We start from the raw sequence: 16959 nt of genomic DNA, 5'->3' as shown, positions 1-16959 counted from the left end.
ACCGCTACCTCCGCCAAGACAAAAGCAACGGCGGTACGTTGTGGCAACACCTCAGAATATACAGCAAACCCTACCGCAAACGCTACGGCAGCACATGGACCAGAGGCAAAGTGCCCGACCGCGTCGGCATAGAAAACCGACCTGCTATCGTCGACCAGAAAACCCGCATCGGCGATTGGGAGGCCGACACCATCGTCGGCAAAAATCAGAAAAGCGCGTTATTGACCTTGGTCGAACGCACTACCCGCTACACCATCATCTGCAAATTGGATAGCCTCAAAGCCGAAGACACTGCCCTAGCAGCCGTTAGGGCATTAAAGGCACATAAAGCCAGGGTGCACACCATTACCATGGACAATGGCAAAGAATTCTACCAACACACCAAAATAGCCAAAGCGTTAGCAGCGAAAACCTATTTTTGCCGCCCCTACCATTCTTGGGAGAAAGGGCTGAATGAGAACACCAATGGACTCATCCGGCAATATTTCCCCAAACAAACCGATTTCCGAAATATCAGCGATCGGGAGATACGCAGGGTTCAAGATGAGTTGAACCACCGGCCAAGAAAAACACTTGGCTACGAAACGCCAAGTGTTTTATTCTTAAATCTGTTCCAACCACTGGTACCCTAGTGTTGCACTTGAAATCCGAATCCAAGGTCGTCTGAAAACTTTGGTTTCCCAGTTTTCAGACGACCTTTTACCGTTCAAATCAGGCTTTATTCAACTGTAACCGATTTCGCCAGGTTGCGCGGTTTGTCCACGTCCGTACCGCGTGCGAGGGCGGCATGGTAGGACAAGAGCTGCACGGGGATGGTATGCACGATCGGCGAGAGGACGCCGACGTGGCGCGGGGCGCGGATAACGTGCACGCCGTCGGTGGCGTTGAAATTGCTGTCCAAATCGGCGAAGACGAAGAGTTCGCCACCGCGTGCGCCGACTTCCTGCATATTGGCTTTAACTTTGTCCAACAAGCCGTCGTTCGGCGCGATGACGACGACGGGCATGTTTTCGTCCACCAATGCCAGCGGGCCGTGTTTCAATTCGCCTGCGGGATAGGCTTCGGCGTGGATGTAGGTGATTTCTTTCAGCTTCAACGCGCCTTCGAGGGCAATCGGGAAGTGGATGCCGCGGCCTAAAAACAGTGCGCTGTTTTTCTTGGCAAATTTTTGCGCCCACGCGGCGATTTGCGGCTCAAGGTTGAGAACGTGTTGGATGCTGCCGGGCAGTTGGCGCAGTTCTTCGACGTATTCGCGCGCTTTTTCGGCAGAAACCAAACCGCGCTGTTTGCCCAGCGTCACCGCCAAGCCAAACAATACAACCAGTTGCGTGGTGAACGCTTTGGTGGAAGCGACGCCGATTTCTGCACCGGCGCGGGTGTACAGCACCAATTCGCTTTCGCGCGGCAGGGCGGATTCCATGACGTTGCAGATGGACAGGCTGTGTTGGTGTCCCAAAGACTGCGCGTATTTCAGGGCTTCCATCGTGTCCAAGGTTTCGCCGGATTGGGAGATGGTGATGATCAGTTGTTTCGGATCGGCAATCACGTCGCGGTAGCGGTATTCGCTGGCGATTTCGACGTCGGTCGGGATTTTGGCGATGGATTCGAGCCAGTATTTGGCGGTCAGCGCGGCGTAGTAGGACGTGCCGCAGGCAAGGATTTTGATGCTGTGGATGTCGTCGAACACTTCGCATGCGTTTGCGCCGAAGTTTTCGGGTTCGAAGCCGCCGTCAAGGAAGACTTCGGCGGTATCGGCGATGGCGCGCGGCTGCTCGTGGATTTCTTTTTGCATGAAGTGGCTGTATGGTCCCAACTCCAGCGAAGCGAGCGACAACTCGGATACTTTGACTTTGCGTTGGGTTTCGGCACCGGTTTTGTCAATCAGTTTGTCGATGCCGTTCGCACTCAATACGGCGATGTCGCCGTCTTCCAAATAGGCGATGCGGCGGGTAAAGGCGATGACGGCGGATACGTCGGAGGCGATGAAGGTTTCTTGGTCGCCCAATGCCACCAAGAGCGGGCAGCCCATGCGTGCAACGACCATTTCTTCGGGTTTGTCCTGCGCCATCACGGCGATGGCGTATGCGCCGTGGAAACGGGCGGTGGCTGCGCGGACGGCTTCAAACAGTTTGCCGCCGTTTTGGGTGTATTCGTGATTGACGCTGTGGGCGATGACTTCGGTGTCGGTTTGCGATTCGAAGGTGTAACCCAAGGCTTTGAGGCGTTCGCGTTCGGCTTCGAAGTTTTCGATGATGCCGTTGTGGACGACGGCAATCATCCCGCCGGAGATGTGGGGGTGGGCGTTGGGTTCGGTTACGCCGCCGTGGGTCGCCCAGCGGGTATGGCCGATGCCGATGTGTCCGAACACGCCTTTTTCGCGCGCCGCGTCCTCCATCAGCTGCACGCGGCCGACACGGCGCACGCGTTTGATTTTGCCGTCTGTATTCACGGCGATACCCGACGAATCGTAGCCCCGATATTCAAGGCGTTTAAGACCGTCGGTCAGAAAATCGACTACATTGTGATTGGCGCGGATGGCGCCGACGATACCGCACATATAAGTTCCTTAGTATCTAAAGTTGAAAAAAGACAAGACGCCGGCTTCCGTACGCCTTGCCCGCACATTATATCAGAGCGTAATATATCATACTGAATTTTAAAGAAATTAACAGTAAATCCAACTGATTGATTGCTTTAAAAATAGTTTCAAATATTAGGCTTTCCGCCGTTTGAGTGCCATATGGCGGATTAGTTTTATCGAATAGGTTGATATGCTGTCTGTATAAATATAACATGAATCGGCTGGCTATTTCAGACGACCTTATACATTTCTTAACTGTCCAGCGTAAAAAGACGTACAAAAACCAAGCTGCCGCAATCGAATCATTTATAATTTCATGAAAATAAAAACAAGGATTTCACACCATGGCAAAAAAATTCCCCATCTTCCCCAAAGCGCCGGAGCGCATCTGCTGGGGTTGCGACAAATATTGTAAAGAAGACGATTTGCAATGCGGCAACGGCTGCGAGCGCATCCAGCACCCCATCGAATTGGACGGGCGCGAGTGGTATAAAAAAGGCGACTGGAGCAATTTGTTGAGCGAAGAGCAGCAAATCGAACTGGGTTTGAAAGAAGCGCCCAAACCTGCCAAACCGCATATCAAACTGCCGTTGCGGAACAAAACGGCTTAAGCACCCTGCTAAACTTAAGGGGTCGTCTGAAAACCGAAGGGGCGCGATCATGCGCCCTTATCTTTATTTCAACGATGCACCAAGAAATTAATCCCACCTGCACTAAACCGCTACTGCCCATCTCTCTAGCAAACATACTTAACTTTAAATACGATATGTCATCAAATTCCGTCATTCCCGCGCAAGCGGGAATCCATCGTAAAACTTAAGAAACCTTGATTTGAAAAACAGTTTCTGAATTTCAAAAATGGATTCCCGCCGTAGCCTGTCCTCGCGTAGGCGGGGGCGGGAATGACGGCAACAGAAACGGCAACGGCAACGGCAACGGTTCAAATCCCCTGTCCCAATGTGGCTTCCCTTACCAAAGGTCGTCTGAAAACGCCAAAATATGCTTTTCAGACGACCTCTCCCATCTCTCCCGAACCCGTCCCCGAAAAATGCTAAAATAACAAATTCATAAGCAAATCCACCTTTTCAGACGACCTCAATGCTCACCGATTTAGAAAAAAACGCCATCCGCGACCATTACCAAAATATCGGCAAAAACCTGCCCGGTTTCCGTCCGCGCGCTTCGCAGCGGGAAATGATTGCGGCGGTTGCCAACGCTTTTTCGCGGACATTGACGCGCGAAGAAGGCGGCGAGCCGCCCAAGCGCGAGGGCGAGAGCATTGCCGTAATCGAAGGGCCGACCGGCGTGGGCAAATCGCTTGCCTACCTGCTGGCGGGCGGCATTATGGCGCAGACGCGCGGCAAGCGGCTGATTGTGAGCAGCGCGACGGTTGCCTTGCAGGAGCAGTTGGTGGACCGCGATCTGCCGTTTTTGGTTGAAAAAAGCGGCTTGGAACTGACCTTCGCGCTTGCCAAAGGGCGTGGCCGTTATCTCTGCCCCTACAAACTCTACCAACTCACGCAAAGCAACGCCCAGCAAAACCTGCTCGGCTTCGAAGCCCCCGCCGTGTTGTGGGACAGCAAACCCAAGCCCGAAGAATTGAAGCTGCTGCGCGACATCGCTGACGAATTTTCCGCCCGTCGGTTCAACGGCGACCGCGACACTTGGCCGGAAAAAATCGACGACACCATCTGGATGAAGGTGAACAACGACAACTACGGCTGCCTCAAAACCGCCTGTCCCAACCGACCGGAATGCCCGTTTTACCTTGCCCGCGACACGCTGGAGACCGTCGATGTCGTCGTAACCAACCACGATTTGCTGATGGTCGACATCAGCATGGGCGGCGGCGTGATTTTGCCCGACCCTGAAAACAGCTTCTACTGCATCGACGAAGCGCACCACCTGCCCAAAAAAGCACTCAGCCAGTTTGCCGCCGAGCATTCGTGGAACCAAGCGGTGTGGGCGTTGGAAAAACTGCCGCAGGTTACCGGCAAAATTGCCGCACTCACCGACAAAGGCGAGTTGGCGAACCTTGCCGACGAAGCCGCCGCCGCGCTGCTCGAAAGCCTGCACGAATGGCAGTTCCACCTCGCCGAAGAGCCGTCTTTGAGCTTGGGGTCGTCTGAAAACGACAGACGGACAAACAGCGAACCGACTTGGCTATGGGAAGACGGCAAAATCCCCGAAGGCCTCGAAACCACCGTTTCCAACACCGCCATCGCCGCCCGCAGCCTCTACAAACACATCAACAGCCTCAACGACGCCCTGTCCGCCGCCCGCCGCGACAAAGACCAAAACAGCGCGCAAATCGACCGCCTGAGTACCGAATTCGGCGTATTCCGCGCCCGTATCGAACAAATCACCGCTACATGGGACTTGCTCTCCACCGTCCCCCTCGAGGGCGAAGAACCGCTGGCGAAATGGATAACCCGCCGCGCCGACGACAAAAACGACTACATTTTCAACGCCAGCCCCATCAGCAGCGCGTCCCATCTCGCCAACAGCCTGTGGCGGCGCGCGGCAGGCGCAGTGCTGACCTCCGCCACCCTGCAATCCTTGGGCAGCTTCAACCTGATCCTGCGCCAAACCGGACTGCAATGGCTGCCCGAAACCACCACCCTCGCCCTAGAAAGCCCGTTTGATTTCGACGCGCAAGGCGAACTCTACATCCCACCCGTACACGCCAGCCCCAAAGACCCCGCCGCGCACACCGCCGCCATCGTCGAATGGCTGCCCAAGCTCATTTCGCCCACCGAAGCCATCGGCACGCTCGTCCTGTTTTCCTCGCGCAAACAAATGCAGGATGTCGCCCTGCGCCTGCCCGAAGACTACCTGCCGCTCTTGCTCGTACAAGGCGAATTGCCCAAAGCCGTCCTCCTGCAAAAACACCACCAAGCCATAGAAGAAGACAAAGCCAGCATCATCTTCGGACTCGACAGCTTCGCCGAAGGACTCGACCTGCCCGGCACCGCCTGCGTGCAAGTCATCATCGCCAAACTCCCCTTCGCCATGCCCGACAACCCCATCGAAAAAACCCAAAACCGCTGGATAGAACAGCGCGGCGGTAACCCCTTCATCGAAATCACCGTCCCCGAAGCCGGCATCAAACTCATCCAAGCCGTCGGCCGCCTCATCCGCACCGAACAAGACTACGGCCGCGTGACCATCCTCGACAACCGCGTCAAAACGCAGCGGTACGGCCAACAATTACTAGCCAGCCTGCCGCCGTTTAAAAGGATAGGTTGAAACCTATAAAAAGGTCGTCTGAAACCTGATTTTCAGCTTCAGACGACCTCAACATAAACACAATCAACACATACCATGAAAAAACTCACTTTCATCGCCCTGCTTATCCCCCTGCTGGTTTCCTGCGGTTCGGCGTCTCCTAACATGCCCGACCGCGATTACGTCCAAACCCATCCCGCCCCCAAAGCATTCGATCCCAACCGCACCGAATACACCTGCGCGACTTGGACACCGCCGTCCCCGCCCGATGCCGAATCCCATCTCTGGTATCGTGCCGCCACACTACTGGATGCCAAAGACTGGCGTATGAACAAACAGGAATTTCAGGACATGATTGTCTTGTACGAAGCCGCGGCATCAAAAGGGCATTATCAGGCAATCAACAACCTTTACCTGCTCTACACCCATGTGCAAGGTTCGACCGGCATCATGTACAACCCCTTGCACAACCGCGCCCGAAAGTGGCTGCACTACGGTCTGGACAAAAATTGGGCGATGGCAAACTATTGGCTGTTTGACGCGCTGTACGAAGGCAATGCAGGTTACCGCCGTGATCCGCAACTTGGTCTTGCCTATTTGCAAAAGGCGGTAGATTTGGGCGTACCACTGGCGCAGTATGAACTGTCTCTCATTTATCGAAATCAGACAAAGGATTTAAAAACTCAGGAATTGCTTCTTGGTTGTGCTTCCAAACAAGGGTTCTCTGCAGCAATGAAGCAATTATCTTCGTTTAAAGCCATTGATGGTGATCTGAAAGAATCTTTGCGGTTAATGCACAATGCAGTGCGCTATGGAGGAGAAAGTGGGGGAGAATCGGCTTTACGTTTGAGTCACGTTTATGGTAAAACGAAAGCCTATATGAAGGAATTCGCTTCCACCCCAGCTGATCCTGTCCGTGAAACAGCTTACCACGAGTTGTATACAGCACTTACAGGCACAGATACCAAAAGTGGCAACCCCTTCTACACCTTCCCGCGCCTAGATGAAGTTCTCCCTCTGCCTCCCGCCAAAACCCACTGGAAAGGCATCTACTCCGCAATGAGCAAGGAAGACGCGGCGTTCTACCAAAATCCGCCTGACACCGCTGCCCTTGCCTCCGACATTCTCAAACGCGGCATCGTCAAAAAAGAAGACGTCTATTGGCCGCCGCGCAAAGATTAAGATAAACAGGACCCCTCACCGTTACCCGTACAAACTCAGGACAAACACGACATGACCTTAGACCAATGGCTGCGCCATTCGCAGTTGCCGAGACTCGAAGCCCGTATGTTGCTGCAACATGCAGGCGGTTATAGCCGTGTGCAGTTGGTCACGCAAGGCGCCGATCCGCTGCCGGAAGCAGTAGCCGCGCAACTGGATATCCTTCAGGCACGTCGTCTGAAAGGCGAGCCGATGGCGTATATTTTAGGCGGACGGGAGTTTTACGGACGATGGTTTGAAGTCAGTCCCGACGTGTTGATTCCCCGTCCCGAAACCGAGCATTTGGTGGAGGCGGTTATCGGGCATCTCCCTGCAAACGGGCAGGTTTGGGATTTGGGAACGGGCAGCGGGGCGGTTGCCGTGACGGTGGCGTTGGAAAGAACGGATGCGGTAGTGCGCGCTTCCGATATCAGCGGCGGAGCGTTGGCGATTGCCCGTAAAAACGCGGAAACTCTGGGCGCAAGGGTCGAGTTTGCATTGGGTTCATGGTTTGAGACGGATAAGACGTCGTCTGAAGACAAACATCGCTTCGATGTCATTGTTTCCAATCCGCCTTATATCGAAGCCGGCGACGAGCATTTGAGCCAAGGGGATTTGAGATTCGAGCCGCAAACGGCGTTGACAGATTTTGCCGACGGCTTGAGCTGTATTCGAGAGCTGGCGCAGCGCGCGCCGGAGTTTTTGAAAGAGGGCGGATGGCTGCTGCTGGAACATGGTTACAACCAAGGCGCAGCAGTGCGGCAGATTTTGACGGCAAACGGCTTTGCCGAAGTCAGTACGCAACAAGATTTGGCAGGGCTGGACAGATTGACTTTAGGCATGTTCCGCCACATCGAATAATGTTTTCCAGCGGTTGAAAGTGAAGCCGCCAATCTGCCGCCCGCCGTATCGTGTCCGTTTACAGTAGTTTAGTCATGCAGCATCGCAGCATGTAAAGTATTTTCCAATAAAGTCGCAATTGTCATCGGACCGACCCCACCGGGTACCGGGGTAATCATGCCCGCCCGTTCTTTTGCCACATCAAATTCCACATCGCCGCACAGGCTGCCATCTTCCAAACGGTTAATCCCGACATCAATCACCACCGCGCCGGGTTTAATCCATTCCCCTTTGACAAAATTGGGAATCCCGACGCCTACCACCACAATATCGGCAGCCCCGACTTCCTTGTCCAAGTTTTCCGTCGCACTGTGGCAAATCGTTACCGTGGCGCGGGCAAGCAGCAGCTCCAATGCCTGCGGGCGTCCGACAATATTCGATGCCCCGACAACCACCGCCTTCTTGCCTTTCGGATCGATGCCGTAAGCCTCCAGCAGCGTCATCACACCCTTGGGCGTACAAGGGCGCATCAGCGGCATTTTTACCACCAAACGACCCACGTTATAAGGATGGAAACCGTCCACATCTTTGTCCGGATGGATACGCTCCAAAACAGCCTGACTGTCTAAGCCCTCAGGAAGCGGAAGCTGCACCAAAATACCGTCTACTTCCGCGTTCCCGTTCAATTCATCAATCAGCTTGAGCAAGTCTTCCTGAGAAGTCGACGCAGGCAGCTCATAAGACAAAGACCGGATGCCGCATTTTTGGCATGCCGATTTTTTGTTGCGGACATATACGGCACTGGCAGGATTGTCACCGACCAACACCACGGCCAAACAAGGCGCGCGCAATCCGGATTCAAGCCGCTTGGCTACCGCAGCGGATACCAGCTGCAAACGCTCCTGCGATATTTTTTTACCGTCAATCAATTTGGCTGTCATGAAATTTCCATTTGGTTATCAATAAATAGCAAACGCAATTATCGCATTTTTAAACCGATTTGGCAGTCGGATAACAGCAAAAACCGAAACTGTATTTTTGAACGGCATTACACCCGATATGAAGTAGGCAAAAAATTAAATTTTAAATAAAAATAAACAGATAATTTAGAAAAAAGAAAAATGATCTCAAATTGGATTGACAGGATTTCAGCGTATCTGTATATTCCCATTCTTCAGTCGGGGCGTAGCGCAGCCCGGTTAGCGCATCTGCTTTGGGAGCAGAGGGTCGTGAGTTCGAATCCCACCGCCCCGACCACACAAAAAATTCAGCACGAATCGGCATGAGCGCCCGTAGCTCAACCGGATAGAGCACCGACCTTCTAAGTCGGGGGTTACAGGTTCGATTCCTGTCGGGCGTGCCAAAAGTTAATGGTGGCTGTAGCTCAGTTGGTAGAGCCCTGGATTGTGATTCCAGTTGTCGTGGGTTCGAGCCCCATCAGCCACCCCAAATAAAAAATCCTGCATAGCAATATGCAGGATTTTTTATTGTCTATTACATTTCAAATAGCGATTGGACTTTTGTATCATCTGTGAGAATTGAAGTATTTGGCTTTTGAAGTGTCGTGGTATGTAAGATAAACTTTTAGGTGACTTTGAGGTCGTCTGAAAACAAATCTTCTGAAAGTAACAAATTTTCTGTGAAACTGAAGACTCCCTAGAGAAAAGGAGAACCCATCATGCCCGTCCCTACCCACTTGCAGCCTTATATTCACGCTGACAGTCTGCATAGTTTCGACGGTATCAAGTACCGTTTTGCCATAGCCCATAATGGTTCAAACCGTTTCTACATCCGTTATTACGGTAAATTTTACGACGACCTGATCACCGATACAGACAACGCTCCGGTTAAAGTTGTCGCCGTTGAGCCTGAAAGCGGGCAGGAAATTCTACTGTTTGATGGCGGTAGGCACGGCTACAACGCCATGTTGTGCGATGAACATTCTGAAGATTCTCTGAATAATCGCCCCCTGCAAGATTTGGATGACACGCTGTACCAAATTGAAGTTCATGCTTTCTACAATATCGACTATGAAGCCGAACGCGAAGATTTTTGCGATGAAAACGGCAAAATAGAGCTGATAAATGGTGAAATTATAGATTTTGATCGCCTACGGCAGGATGGTATGGATGCGATTACCATTGAGCTTATTGATCCTCAAGGGAAGCGGCGTGAAATCGTGAGGGAAGAGTTGGCATGATTTGCCGGTTGAAGGAGCAAATCGAAATATCGCTGTATTTCACTAAAACCAACCGCCATTCGTGACGGGGGAAGTAATTGACCAATATAGCAGGCTGACTGATAGATTAAATTTGAAACTATTTACTGGGGATGCTTAAGAATCTTACAGATTTTAGTGAATCCAAAAAAGAGAGAACTTTAAAGAAGTTTTTAAACGCCGGCTTCGGGGCAATAGTTTTTGAAGCAATAACATAGGAAAAAAGAAAATGAAAAAATTGTTTATATTTGCTCTAGCTTGCTTCGCCACGAGCTGTACTTTAACCCACAAAGTCGAATCATTGCCTGATGCAAAATTTAATCAACCTTATTCAGTAAGCGTAAACTTTACCGGCGGGCTTAGATTATATCCTGACTCTTTTCGCGCAACCATTACGCCTGAAGATTCGGGTTTATCTGTTTCCTCTGTAACTGGGAAATGGGACAATGAAACGGTTATTTCCGGAACCCCAATAACCAAACAAGATATTACGGTTGAAATATCTTATTATGTAAGAGGCGCAGTAGGCTGGTTTGAAAGTAAGGATCAGAAGAAATTTTATCAGATAAAAATTAAAAAATGAGTTGAGGTGATCTGAAGGCAGCGTGATTTGACCGTTTTTATTCAAACGCTGATGCAATATATTCACTCAACCGAAGCGGAACGCGACAAGGCTGTCCGAAAGGACATTTGAACAAACAGTCTTCCGGTAAACACGGTTTTCCAAACAAAGAGACGTCGTCTGAAAACAGCAGAAGTTTTTCAGACGACGTCTTTGCTTTTACGCAATGTTTAGAAGCGGTAGTTTACGCTCAGGCGGATATCGCGGCCTGGTTCAGGCAGGGAGTTGGCACCTGCGCGTTGGCTGTGCGGCTTGTAGTTTTTATTCAAGACATTGTTGACGGCGAAGTTGACGTTCAAGTCGTCTTTGCCCGTCGGCTTCCAGTTGGCGAAGACATCGTTGACGCCGTAGCCTGCGCGGACAACATTCAGAGCTACGTCAGAGCCACGCGAGGTCGGAGCATAGCCTGCATTTTGGACATAACGTCCGCGCCAGCCGATTTCCAGGTTCGGATTGTCGAATTGGTACGACAGACCTGTCGTCCATGTACGTCCCATCGGGATAGCGGTTGTCACGATGTCGGCGGTATCTCCGTTCAGCTTCGGTCTGCTGTAAGCTACGCCTGCGCGGGCGGTCAGATCTTTCCAACGGTAGGCGGCGTTCAGTTCGTAACCTCTGTTTTTCAGCTTGCCGCCGTTATACCAGACGTAGTTTCGCCCTTCTTGGCGGATGGCTTGCACATCTTTGATTTGTTGGTGGAAGTAGCTGCCGGACAGTGTTAGGGCAGAATTCCAGTGGTAGTTAAAGCCAATTTCTGCATTTCGCGAGCGTTCTGCTTTCAAGTTAGGCGATGCAACAATCGGCCTGTTGTTTGCTAAAGCTGCTTCGTACAGGCGGGGGCTGCGGGTTGCATAGTTCAGGCTGGTGTTGATAGAGAATTCGGGAGAAATATCATAAACCAACCCGATGCTTGGATTGAAGTTGCCGTCTGAATTTTCTGTATTACTGCTGGTTTTCATTTTCCAACGGTCATAGCGCAGACCTGTGGTCAGCGTAACCGGAGACAAATCCCAAATACCTTCTACATATACGCCGGCATCGTTTTTCTTCTCGCCGCCTTCTCCGTTTGAGCTGCTTTTTTGATTGCGCCAGTTTACTCCGTATTTCAGGGTATGGCGGTCAAATAGACGGCTGTCAAGATTCAGGTTGGCTCCGTATGTCCGTACTTCACCGTCCAATTCATAATTGGGATTGGGGGCTTCGTCGCGTTTGGTATTCAAGCGGTAAACATTGGCTTTGATTTTTTCGATAAAGCCCAAGTTTCCGCCTTTGAATTCCAAGTTGGTGGTGTCTTGGGTCAGCGTGCGGTAACGCGGCGAGTTGTTGGCGGTATTCGGAATACGGTTGCCGTTGGCATCCAAAACGTATTGACCCGTGCGGCGGTCGGTTTGGAATACTTGCGAGAAATCGAATTCTTCGCGCAGGGCGCGTTCTCCATATTGTTTTTCTTGGCGGTGGCTCAATTCAATACGGTTGTCTTCATTGAAACGATAACCGATTTTGCCCAGCAAGCCGCGCGAACCCAATGCGCTGTTCAAAACCTTATCGCTTCCGAGCAGATTACGGTAGCCTTTGCCTGCCGTGTATTCTTTTTCGCGCACGAAATTGCCTGAAACCAAAGCGTCAAAACCGCCTGCCTGACCGTAAACGCTTGCGCCGCGCGAATAGCCTTTATTGCTGCTGATGCCGGCATTTACTTTGAAACCGACGTTTTGGCCTTCTCTCAATAAATCTTTGGCTTCAACCGTTTCGGCAACAATCGCGCCGCTGGTTGCGCCGATACCTGCGGAGGCTGAACCCGTACCTTTTTGCACGGCAACGACTTTTACCAATGCGGGGTCGAGCATAAAACGACCGTTGTGGTGGAAAATCTGGCTGTCGGTGTAAGTATCGTCAACTTTATAGTCTATTTGGTCTTGTCCCATACCTCGGATGGTTACCCATTGCGACTGACCGTTGCCGCCGCCGAAACTGATAGAGGGTTCGTTGAACAATACGTCTTTTAAATCAGTGGAAGTCGTTTCTTCCATACGTTTCGTTGTTACACGGTGTGTGGCGCTTGTAGCCTGACCTTTCACGGTAACGGTATCAAGGGTAACGCTTTCTTTCGCTTCGTTTTCCGCGTGGGCAAAGCCGGCGGCGAGTGCCAGTGAAAGCAGGCTGAATCGGAACAGGGGGGAAGTCATGTAAATTTCCTTATTGGATAAGTTTCAGTTCTTTAAACTAAACTATTTATTAATAATAATTTCTATTTATTTTAAAGATAGGATATTATTTTGTAAAGGCGTGCATAGGTTTGCATCCATCGTTTCATGCCTTTTGCTGATAGGACCATTTGAAGCTCGCCGACTGTAAAAGTTCATCTGAAAATGTTTGCCTGTTTGAACCGTATTGAGAGATGGTGCGCAATCTGTCATGCCCGTTTTCAGACGACCCTGCATAGAAAATTTTTACTTCTTCCCTTGAATTTATCGGGCCGAACCCTAATTTGCCGCTGTGTTCAGGTAAGTTTGTTGACAAACTTGCCGCCTTATTTTTCAAACCGCATCTGCCGGCTGAAGGCAGATGATTGTTTTCAAACTATTTATCGGAGCATAAAACATGACCATCCGTCCTTTACACGACCGCGTCGTCGTCAAACGCTTGGAAGCTGAAGAGAAAACCGCATCAGGCATCGTCCTGCCGGGCGCAGCCGCCGAAAAACCCGATATGGGCGAAGTAATCGCCGTGGGCGCAGGCAAAATCGGTAAAGACGGCAACCGCCGTCCGCTGGATGTCAAAGTTGGCGACAAAGTCATTTTCGGCAAATACAGCGGCCAAACCGTAAAAGCCGACGGCGAAGAGCTGTTGGTAATGCGCGAAGAAGACATTTTCGGGATTGTGGAATAAGCATTCCGTGCATTCAAAACGACAGGTCGTCTGAAAAGGCATACAAGGTTTTCAGACGACCTCAGACAGAATCAAATGTATTAAATAAATTAGGAGAATCAAAATATGGCAGCAAAAGACGTACAGTTCGGTAACGAAGTCCGCCAAAAAATGGTCAGCGGCGTGAACACTCTGGCAAACGCCGTCCGCGTAACCTTGGGCCCTAAAGGCCGCAACGTAGTGGTTGACCGCGCATTCGGCGGCCCGCACATCACCAAAGACGGCGTTACCGTCGCTAAAGAAATCGAATTGAAAGACAAATTCGAAAACATGGGCGCGCAAATGGTGAAAGAAGTCGCGTCCAAAACCAACGACGTAGCGGGCGACGGTACGACTACCGCCACCGTACTGGCACAAGCCATCGTAGCCGAAGGCATGAAATACGTTACCGCCGGCATGAACCCGACCGACCTGAAACGCGGTATCGACAAAGCTGTCGCCGCTTTGGTTGAAGAGCTGAAAAACATCGCCAAACCTTGCGACACTTCCAAAGAAATCGCCCAAGTCGGCTCGATTTCCGCCAACTCCGACGAACAAGTCGGCGCGATTATTGCCGAAGCGATGGAAAAAGTCGGCAAAGAAGGCGTGATTACCGTTGAAGACGGCAAATCTTTGGAAAACGAATTGGATGTCGTCGAAGGTATGCAGTTCGACCGCGGCTACCTGTCCCCTTACTTCATCAACGACGCAGAAAAACAAATCGCCGCGCTGGACAATCCGTTTGTTTTGCTGTTCGACAAAAAAATCAGCAACATCCGCGACCTGCTGCCTGTTTTGGAACAAGTGGCAAAAGCCAGCCGTCCGCTGTTGATTATTGCTGAAGACGTAGAAGGCGAAGCCTTGGCGACTTTGGTCGTGAACAACATCCGCGGCATCCTGAAAACCGTTGCTGTTAAAGCCCCGGGCTTCGGCGACCGCCGCAAAGCCATGTTGCAAGACATCGCCATCCTGACCGGCGGCACCGTGATTGCCGAAGAAGTCGGCCTGTCTTTGGAAAAAGCCACTTTGGAAGACTTGGGTCAAGCCAAACGCATCGAAATCGGTAAAGAAAACACCACCATCATCGACGGCTTCGGCGACGCTGCCCAAATCGAAGCGCGTGTTGCCGAAATCCGCCAACAAATCGAAACCGCAACCAGCGATTACGACAAAGAAAAACTGCAAGAGCGCGTTGCCAAACTGGCAGGCGGCGTGGCAGTGATTAAAGTCGGTGCCGCTACCGAAGTCGAAATGAAAGAGAAAAAAGACCGCGTGGAAGACGCGCTGCACGCTACCCGTGCCGCCGTTGAAGAAGGCGTGGTTGCAGGTGGCGGTGTAGCCCTGTTGCGCGCCCGTGCCGCTCTGGAAAACCTGCACACCGGCAATGCCGACCAAGACGCAGGCGTGCAAATCGTCTTGCGTGCCGTTGAGTCTCCGCTGCGCCAAATCGTTGCCAACGCAGGCGGCGAGCCTAGCGTAGTCGTGAACAAAGTGCTGGAAGGCAAAGGCAACTACGGTTACAACGCAGGCTCAGGCGAATACGGCGACATGATTGAAATGGGCGTACTCGACCCCGCCAAAGTAACCCGTTCCGCGCTGCAACACGCTGCGTCTATCGCCGGCCTGATGCTGACGACTGACTGCATGATTGCCGAAATCCCTGAAGAAAAACCAGCTATGCCTGACATGGGCGGCATGGGTGGAATGGGCGGCATGATGTAAGGTTGCCCAAACCTGAGCGCAAACAAAAACCTGCACGGACAACCGTGCAGGTTTTTTCTTTGAAAGAAGGTCGTCTGAAAACGAGAAGGGTGGATTTTCAGACGACCCCTAGCTTATCTTGCCTGCTCCATAGCAGCCGTTAACGCATTAAAATTTTGCATTAGCGTTGCTTTATCGAACCAGCCAGCCAGTGTAAACAGCTGTATAAAAATCCCTATAATCACAACCATACAGCAGAAGTACAAAAGATAGCCTTTGAATACCGTCCAAACTTTAACCTGCCCCATCTTCATCAAGCCGACAGCCTGCGCCCAAAACGCCCAAGTCTTCCAAAGCATCAACAGTGGCGTAATCTGCGGGACGTAAAACACAAGCAGCGCCGGAATCATCAAAGCTTCCGATGCCAAGATGAATCCCCATAAAGGCAGGCGCGGCGCGCCGTTTCTACTCAAAACATGACGCATCACACGGCTCAAAATCAGCCACTTTATGACGGTAACCAACACGCCAAAGAAGGCGGTGGCAGTGCTGACGCCGAGCAAGGTCGACATATCTGCCGCATTAATCATGCCCAACAGCAGCAAAATCGCCAAAATGACAGGCAGCGTATAGAAATAATCAGCAGGATTTTTATAGCGCAGACGCAGAATATCCCACATATCTTTTAAAAAATCATACAACATCAAACAGATATCTTCAGAAACAAAAAAGCGATTGTATCTTAAAACGACACATAGGTCGTCTGAAATCGACAATCCTCCCCGATGGAAAAATTATGGGTGCCGACGGTCGATCTCCGGCGGATTTTGTTCAAAATCATCGAAATTTAATTTAAGTTAAAACAAAAGTTTATAAAATATCTCCGCACCATTTCAAAATAAACCTTGCATGAACCCGTTGTTTTTGGTTTAATGCCCACTTCCCTGCAATGCAGATGAAGGCCAGATAGCTCAGTTGGTAGAGCAACGGATTGAAAATCCGTGTGTCGGCGGTTCGATTCCGCCTCTGGCCACCATAAAAACCGCCTAAGGCGGTTATTTTTTTATCTCATGCCACCAAGCATCATCAAGCCAATCCCTGTTGATAAGACATCCCACAATTTTCAGTTGCATTCTGTTATCAAACTCCGCCCCTTTCCGCTAATCGAAACGTCTTTTATATAGTGGCTTAACTTTAAACCGACGGCGTTACCTCGCCTTAGTTCAAAGAGAACGATTCCTCTAAGGTGCTGAAGCACCAAAGTGAATCGGTTCCGTACTATCTGTACTGTCTACGGCTTCGTCGCCTTGTCCTGATTTAAATTTAATCCACTTATAAAAGCCGTTCCCGCAGGCAGGCTTCGTGTGTCCACCGCATAAATCGGGCGCAGGCGTATCTGTTGCGAATTAAATACATCAAGAAATAGTAAACTAGGAAATATTCAGATATTGTTTGAATGCCCGTCATAAGGACGATAAGATACCGACCTCATTTTATAAGGGATTGATTCAGAAACCGTTCGGGCTTGCCGTAGGCAACCACGCCGTATTGTTTTGAAGTGAGCCACGATAAAACATCAATCCCCATTTTTATCTCACAACAATAAACATCAAATTATTCGGTTTATGTTTCGAAAGGGGGCGGAATGAAGGAAATTCAGCG

The 16959-nt window shown here is 51.0% G+C and carries 14 protein-coding genes and 4 tRNA genes; 14 read left to right on the top strand and 4 right to left on the bottom strand.

Annotated features, from left to right (window positions below):
* Positions 1-632 (top strand): IS30 family transposase (locus HMPREF2726_RS06750; protein WP_070602737.1); only part of this gene is annotated, 632 nt, incomplete at its 5' end.
* Positions 633-718: 86 nt separating this feature from the next.
* Here HMPREF2726_RS06750 and glmS read toward each other — a convergent pair.
* On the bottom strand, positions 719-2557 hold the full coding sequence (gene glmS, locus HMPREF2726_RS06745; RefSeq protein WP_070602735.1) for a glutamine--fructose-6-phosphate transaminase (isomerizing): 1839 nt from the start codon (positions 2555-2557) through the stop codon (positions 719-721).
* Positions 2558-2925: 368 nt separating this feature from the next.
* On the opposite strand from glmS, the gene HMPREF2726_RS06740 reads away from it, so the two are divergent.
* The 5 genes from HMPREF2726_RS06740 to prmC all read left to right on the top strand — a co-directional run bounded on the left by HMPREF2726_RS06740 (position 2926) and on the right by prmC (position 7870).
* Positions 2926-3192: a DUF3079 domain-containing protein gene (locus HMPREF2726_RS06740; RefSeq protein WP_003766405.1), complete on the top strand. Its 267-nt coding sequence runs from the start codon at positions 2926-2928 to the stop codon at positions 3190-3192.
* A 291-nt stretch (positions 3193-3483) separates the two neighbouring features.
* Positions 3484-3636 carry a hypothetical protein gene (locus HMPREF2726_RS14130; protein WP_168163276.1) on the top strand — a complete coding sequence of 51 codons (153 nt, stop codon included), beginning with the start codon at positions 3484-3486 and terminating at the stop codon, positions 3634-3636.
* Between the two features lie 43 nt (positions 3637-3679).
* Positions 3680-5830, top strand: a complete 2151-nt coding sequence (gene dinG / locus HMPREF2726_RS06735; protein ID WP_070602733.1) for an ATP-dependent DNA helicase DinG — start codon at positions 3680-3682, stop codon at positions 5828-5830.
* Between the two features lie 75 nt (positions 5831-5905).
* Complete coding sequence (locus HMPREF2726_RS06730; protein WP_070602731.1) at positions 5906-6991, top strand: tetratricopeptide repeat protein; 1086 nt, start codon at positions 5906-5908, stop codon at positions 6989-6991.
* A gap of 51 nt (positions 6992-7042) precedes the next feature.
* The gene (gene prmC, locus HMPREF2726_RS06725) at positions 7043-7870 is read left to right on the top strand and encodes a peptide chain release factor N(5)-glutamine methyltransferase (RefSeq protein WP_009312489.1); all 828 of its coding nucleotides are present in this window, start codon (positions 7043-7045) and stop codon (positions 7868-7870) included.
* 68 nt (positions 7871-7938) lie between these two features.
* On the opposite strand, the gene folD is transcribed toward prmC, so the two are convergent.
* A complete protein-coding gene (gene folD / locus HMPREF2726_RS06720) occupies positions 7939-8790 on the bottom strand; it encodes a bifunctional methylenetetrahydrofolate dehydrogenase/methenyltetrahydrofolate cyclohydrolase FolD (protein WP_009312491.1) in 852 nt (283 codons plus the stop codon).
* 238 nt (positions 8791-9028) lie between these two features.
* On the opposite strand from folD, the gene HMPREF2726_RS06715 reads away from it, so the two are divergent.
* From HMPREF2726_RS06715 to HMPREF2726_RS06695, 5 genes are all read left to right on the top strand, one after another.
* Positions 9029-9106 (top strand) — tRNA-Pro (locus tag HMPREF2726_RS06715).
* A gap of 29 nt (positions 9107-9135) precedes the next feature.
* A tRNA-Arg gene (locus HMPREF2726_RS06710) sits at positions 9136-9212 on the top strand.
* Between the two features lie 10 nt (positions 9213-9222).
* Positions 9223-9298, top strand: a tRNA-His gene (locus tag HMPREF2726_RS06705).
* 229 nt (positions 9299-9527) lie between these two features.
* Positions 9528-10049, top strand: a complete 522-nt coding sequence (locus tag HMPREF2726_RS06700; RefSeq protein ID WP_009312494.1) for a hypothetical protein — start codon at positions 9528-9530, stop codon at positions 10047-10049.
* 247 nt (positions 10050-10296) lie between these two features.
* Entirely contained in the window at positions 10297-10650 is a 354-nt protein-coding gene (locus tag HMPREF2726_RS06695; RefSeq protein ID WP_009312496.1) for a hypothetical protein, read from the top strand.
* A gap of 209 nt (positions 10651-10859) precedes the next feature.
* On the opposite strand, the gene HMPREF2726_RS06690 is transcribed toward HMPREF2726_RS06695, so the two are convergent.
* A complete protein-coding gene (locus HMPREF2726_RS06690) occupies positions 10860-12875 on the bottom strand; it encodes a TonB-dependent receptor domain-containing protein (protein ID WP_070602729.1) in 2016 nt (671 codons plus the stop codon).
* Between the two features lie 415 nt (positions 12876-13290).
* Between HMPREF2726_RS06690 and groES the strand changes: the two genes are divergently transcribed.
* Positions 13291-13578: a co-chaperone GroES gene (groES, locus tag HMPREF2726_RS06685; RefSeq protein ID WP_003755668.1), complete on the top strand. Its 288-nt coding sequence runs from the start codon at positions 13291-13293 to the stop codon at positions 13576-13578.
* 105 nt (positions 13579-13683) lie between these two features.
* Positions 13684-15318: a chaperonin GroEL gene (groL, locus tag HMPREF2726_RS06680; RefSeq protein WP_003744506.1), complete on the top strand. Its 1635-nt coding sequence runs from the start codon at positions 13684-13686 to the stop codon at positions 15316-15318.
* 113 nt (positions 15319-15431) lie between these two features.
* On the opposite strand, the gene HMPREF2726_RS06675 is transcribed toward groL, so the two are convergent.
* On the bottom strand, positions 15432-16001 hold the full coding sequence (locus tag HMPREF2726_RS06675) for a hypothetical protein (RefSeq protein ID WP_070602727.1): 570 nt from the start codon (positions 15999-16001) through the stop codon (positions 15432-15434).
* Between the two features lie 256 nt (positions 16002-16257).
* On the opposite strand from HMPREF2726_RS06675, the gene HMPREF2726_RS06670 reads away from it, so the two are divergent.
* Positions 16258-16333: transfer RNA gene (locus HMPREF2726_RS06670), tRNA-Phe, on the top strand.
* The last annotated feature ends 626 nt before the right edge of the window (positions 16334-16959 follow it).

The organism is Neisseria sp. HMSC074B07 (genome assembly GCF_001810355.1).
Taxonomy (GTDB): domain Bacteria; phylum Pseudomonadota; class Gammaproteobacteria; order Burkholderiales; family Neisseriaceae; genus Neisseria.
This window is presented reverse-complemented; position numbering and strand designations above follow the sequence as displayed.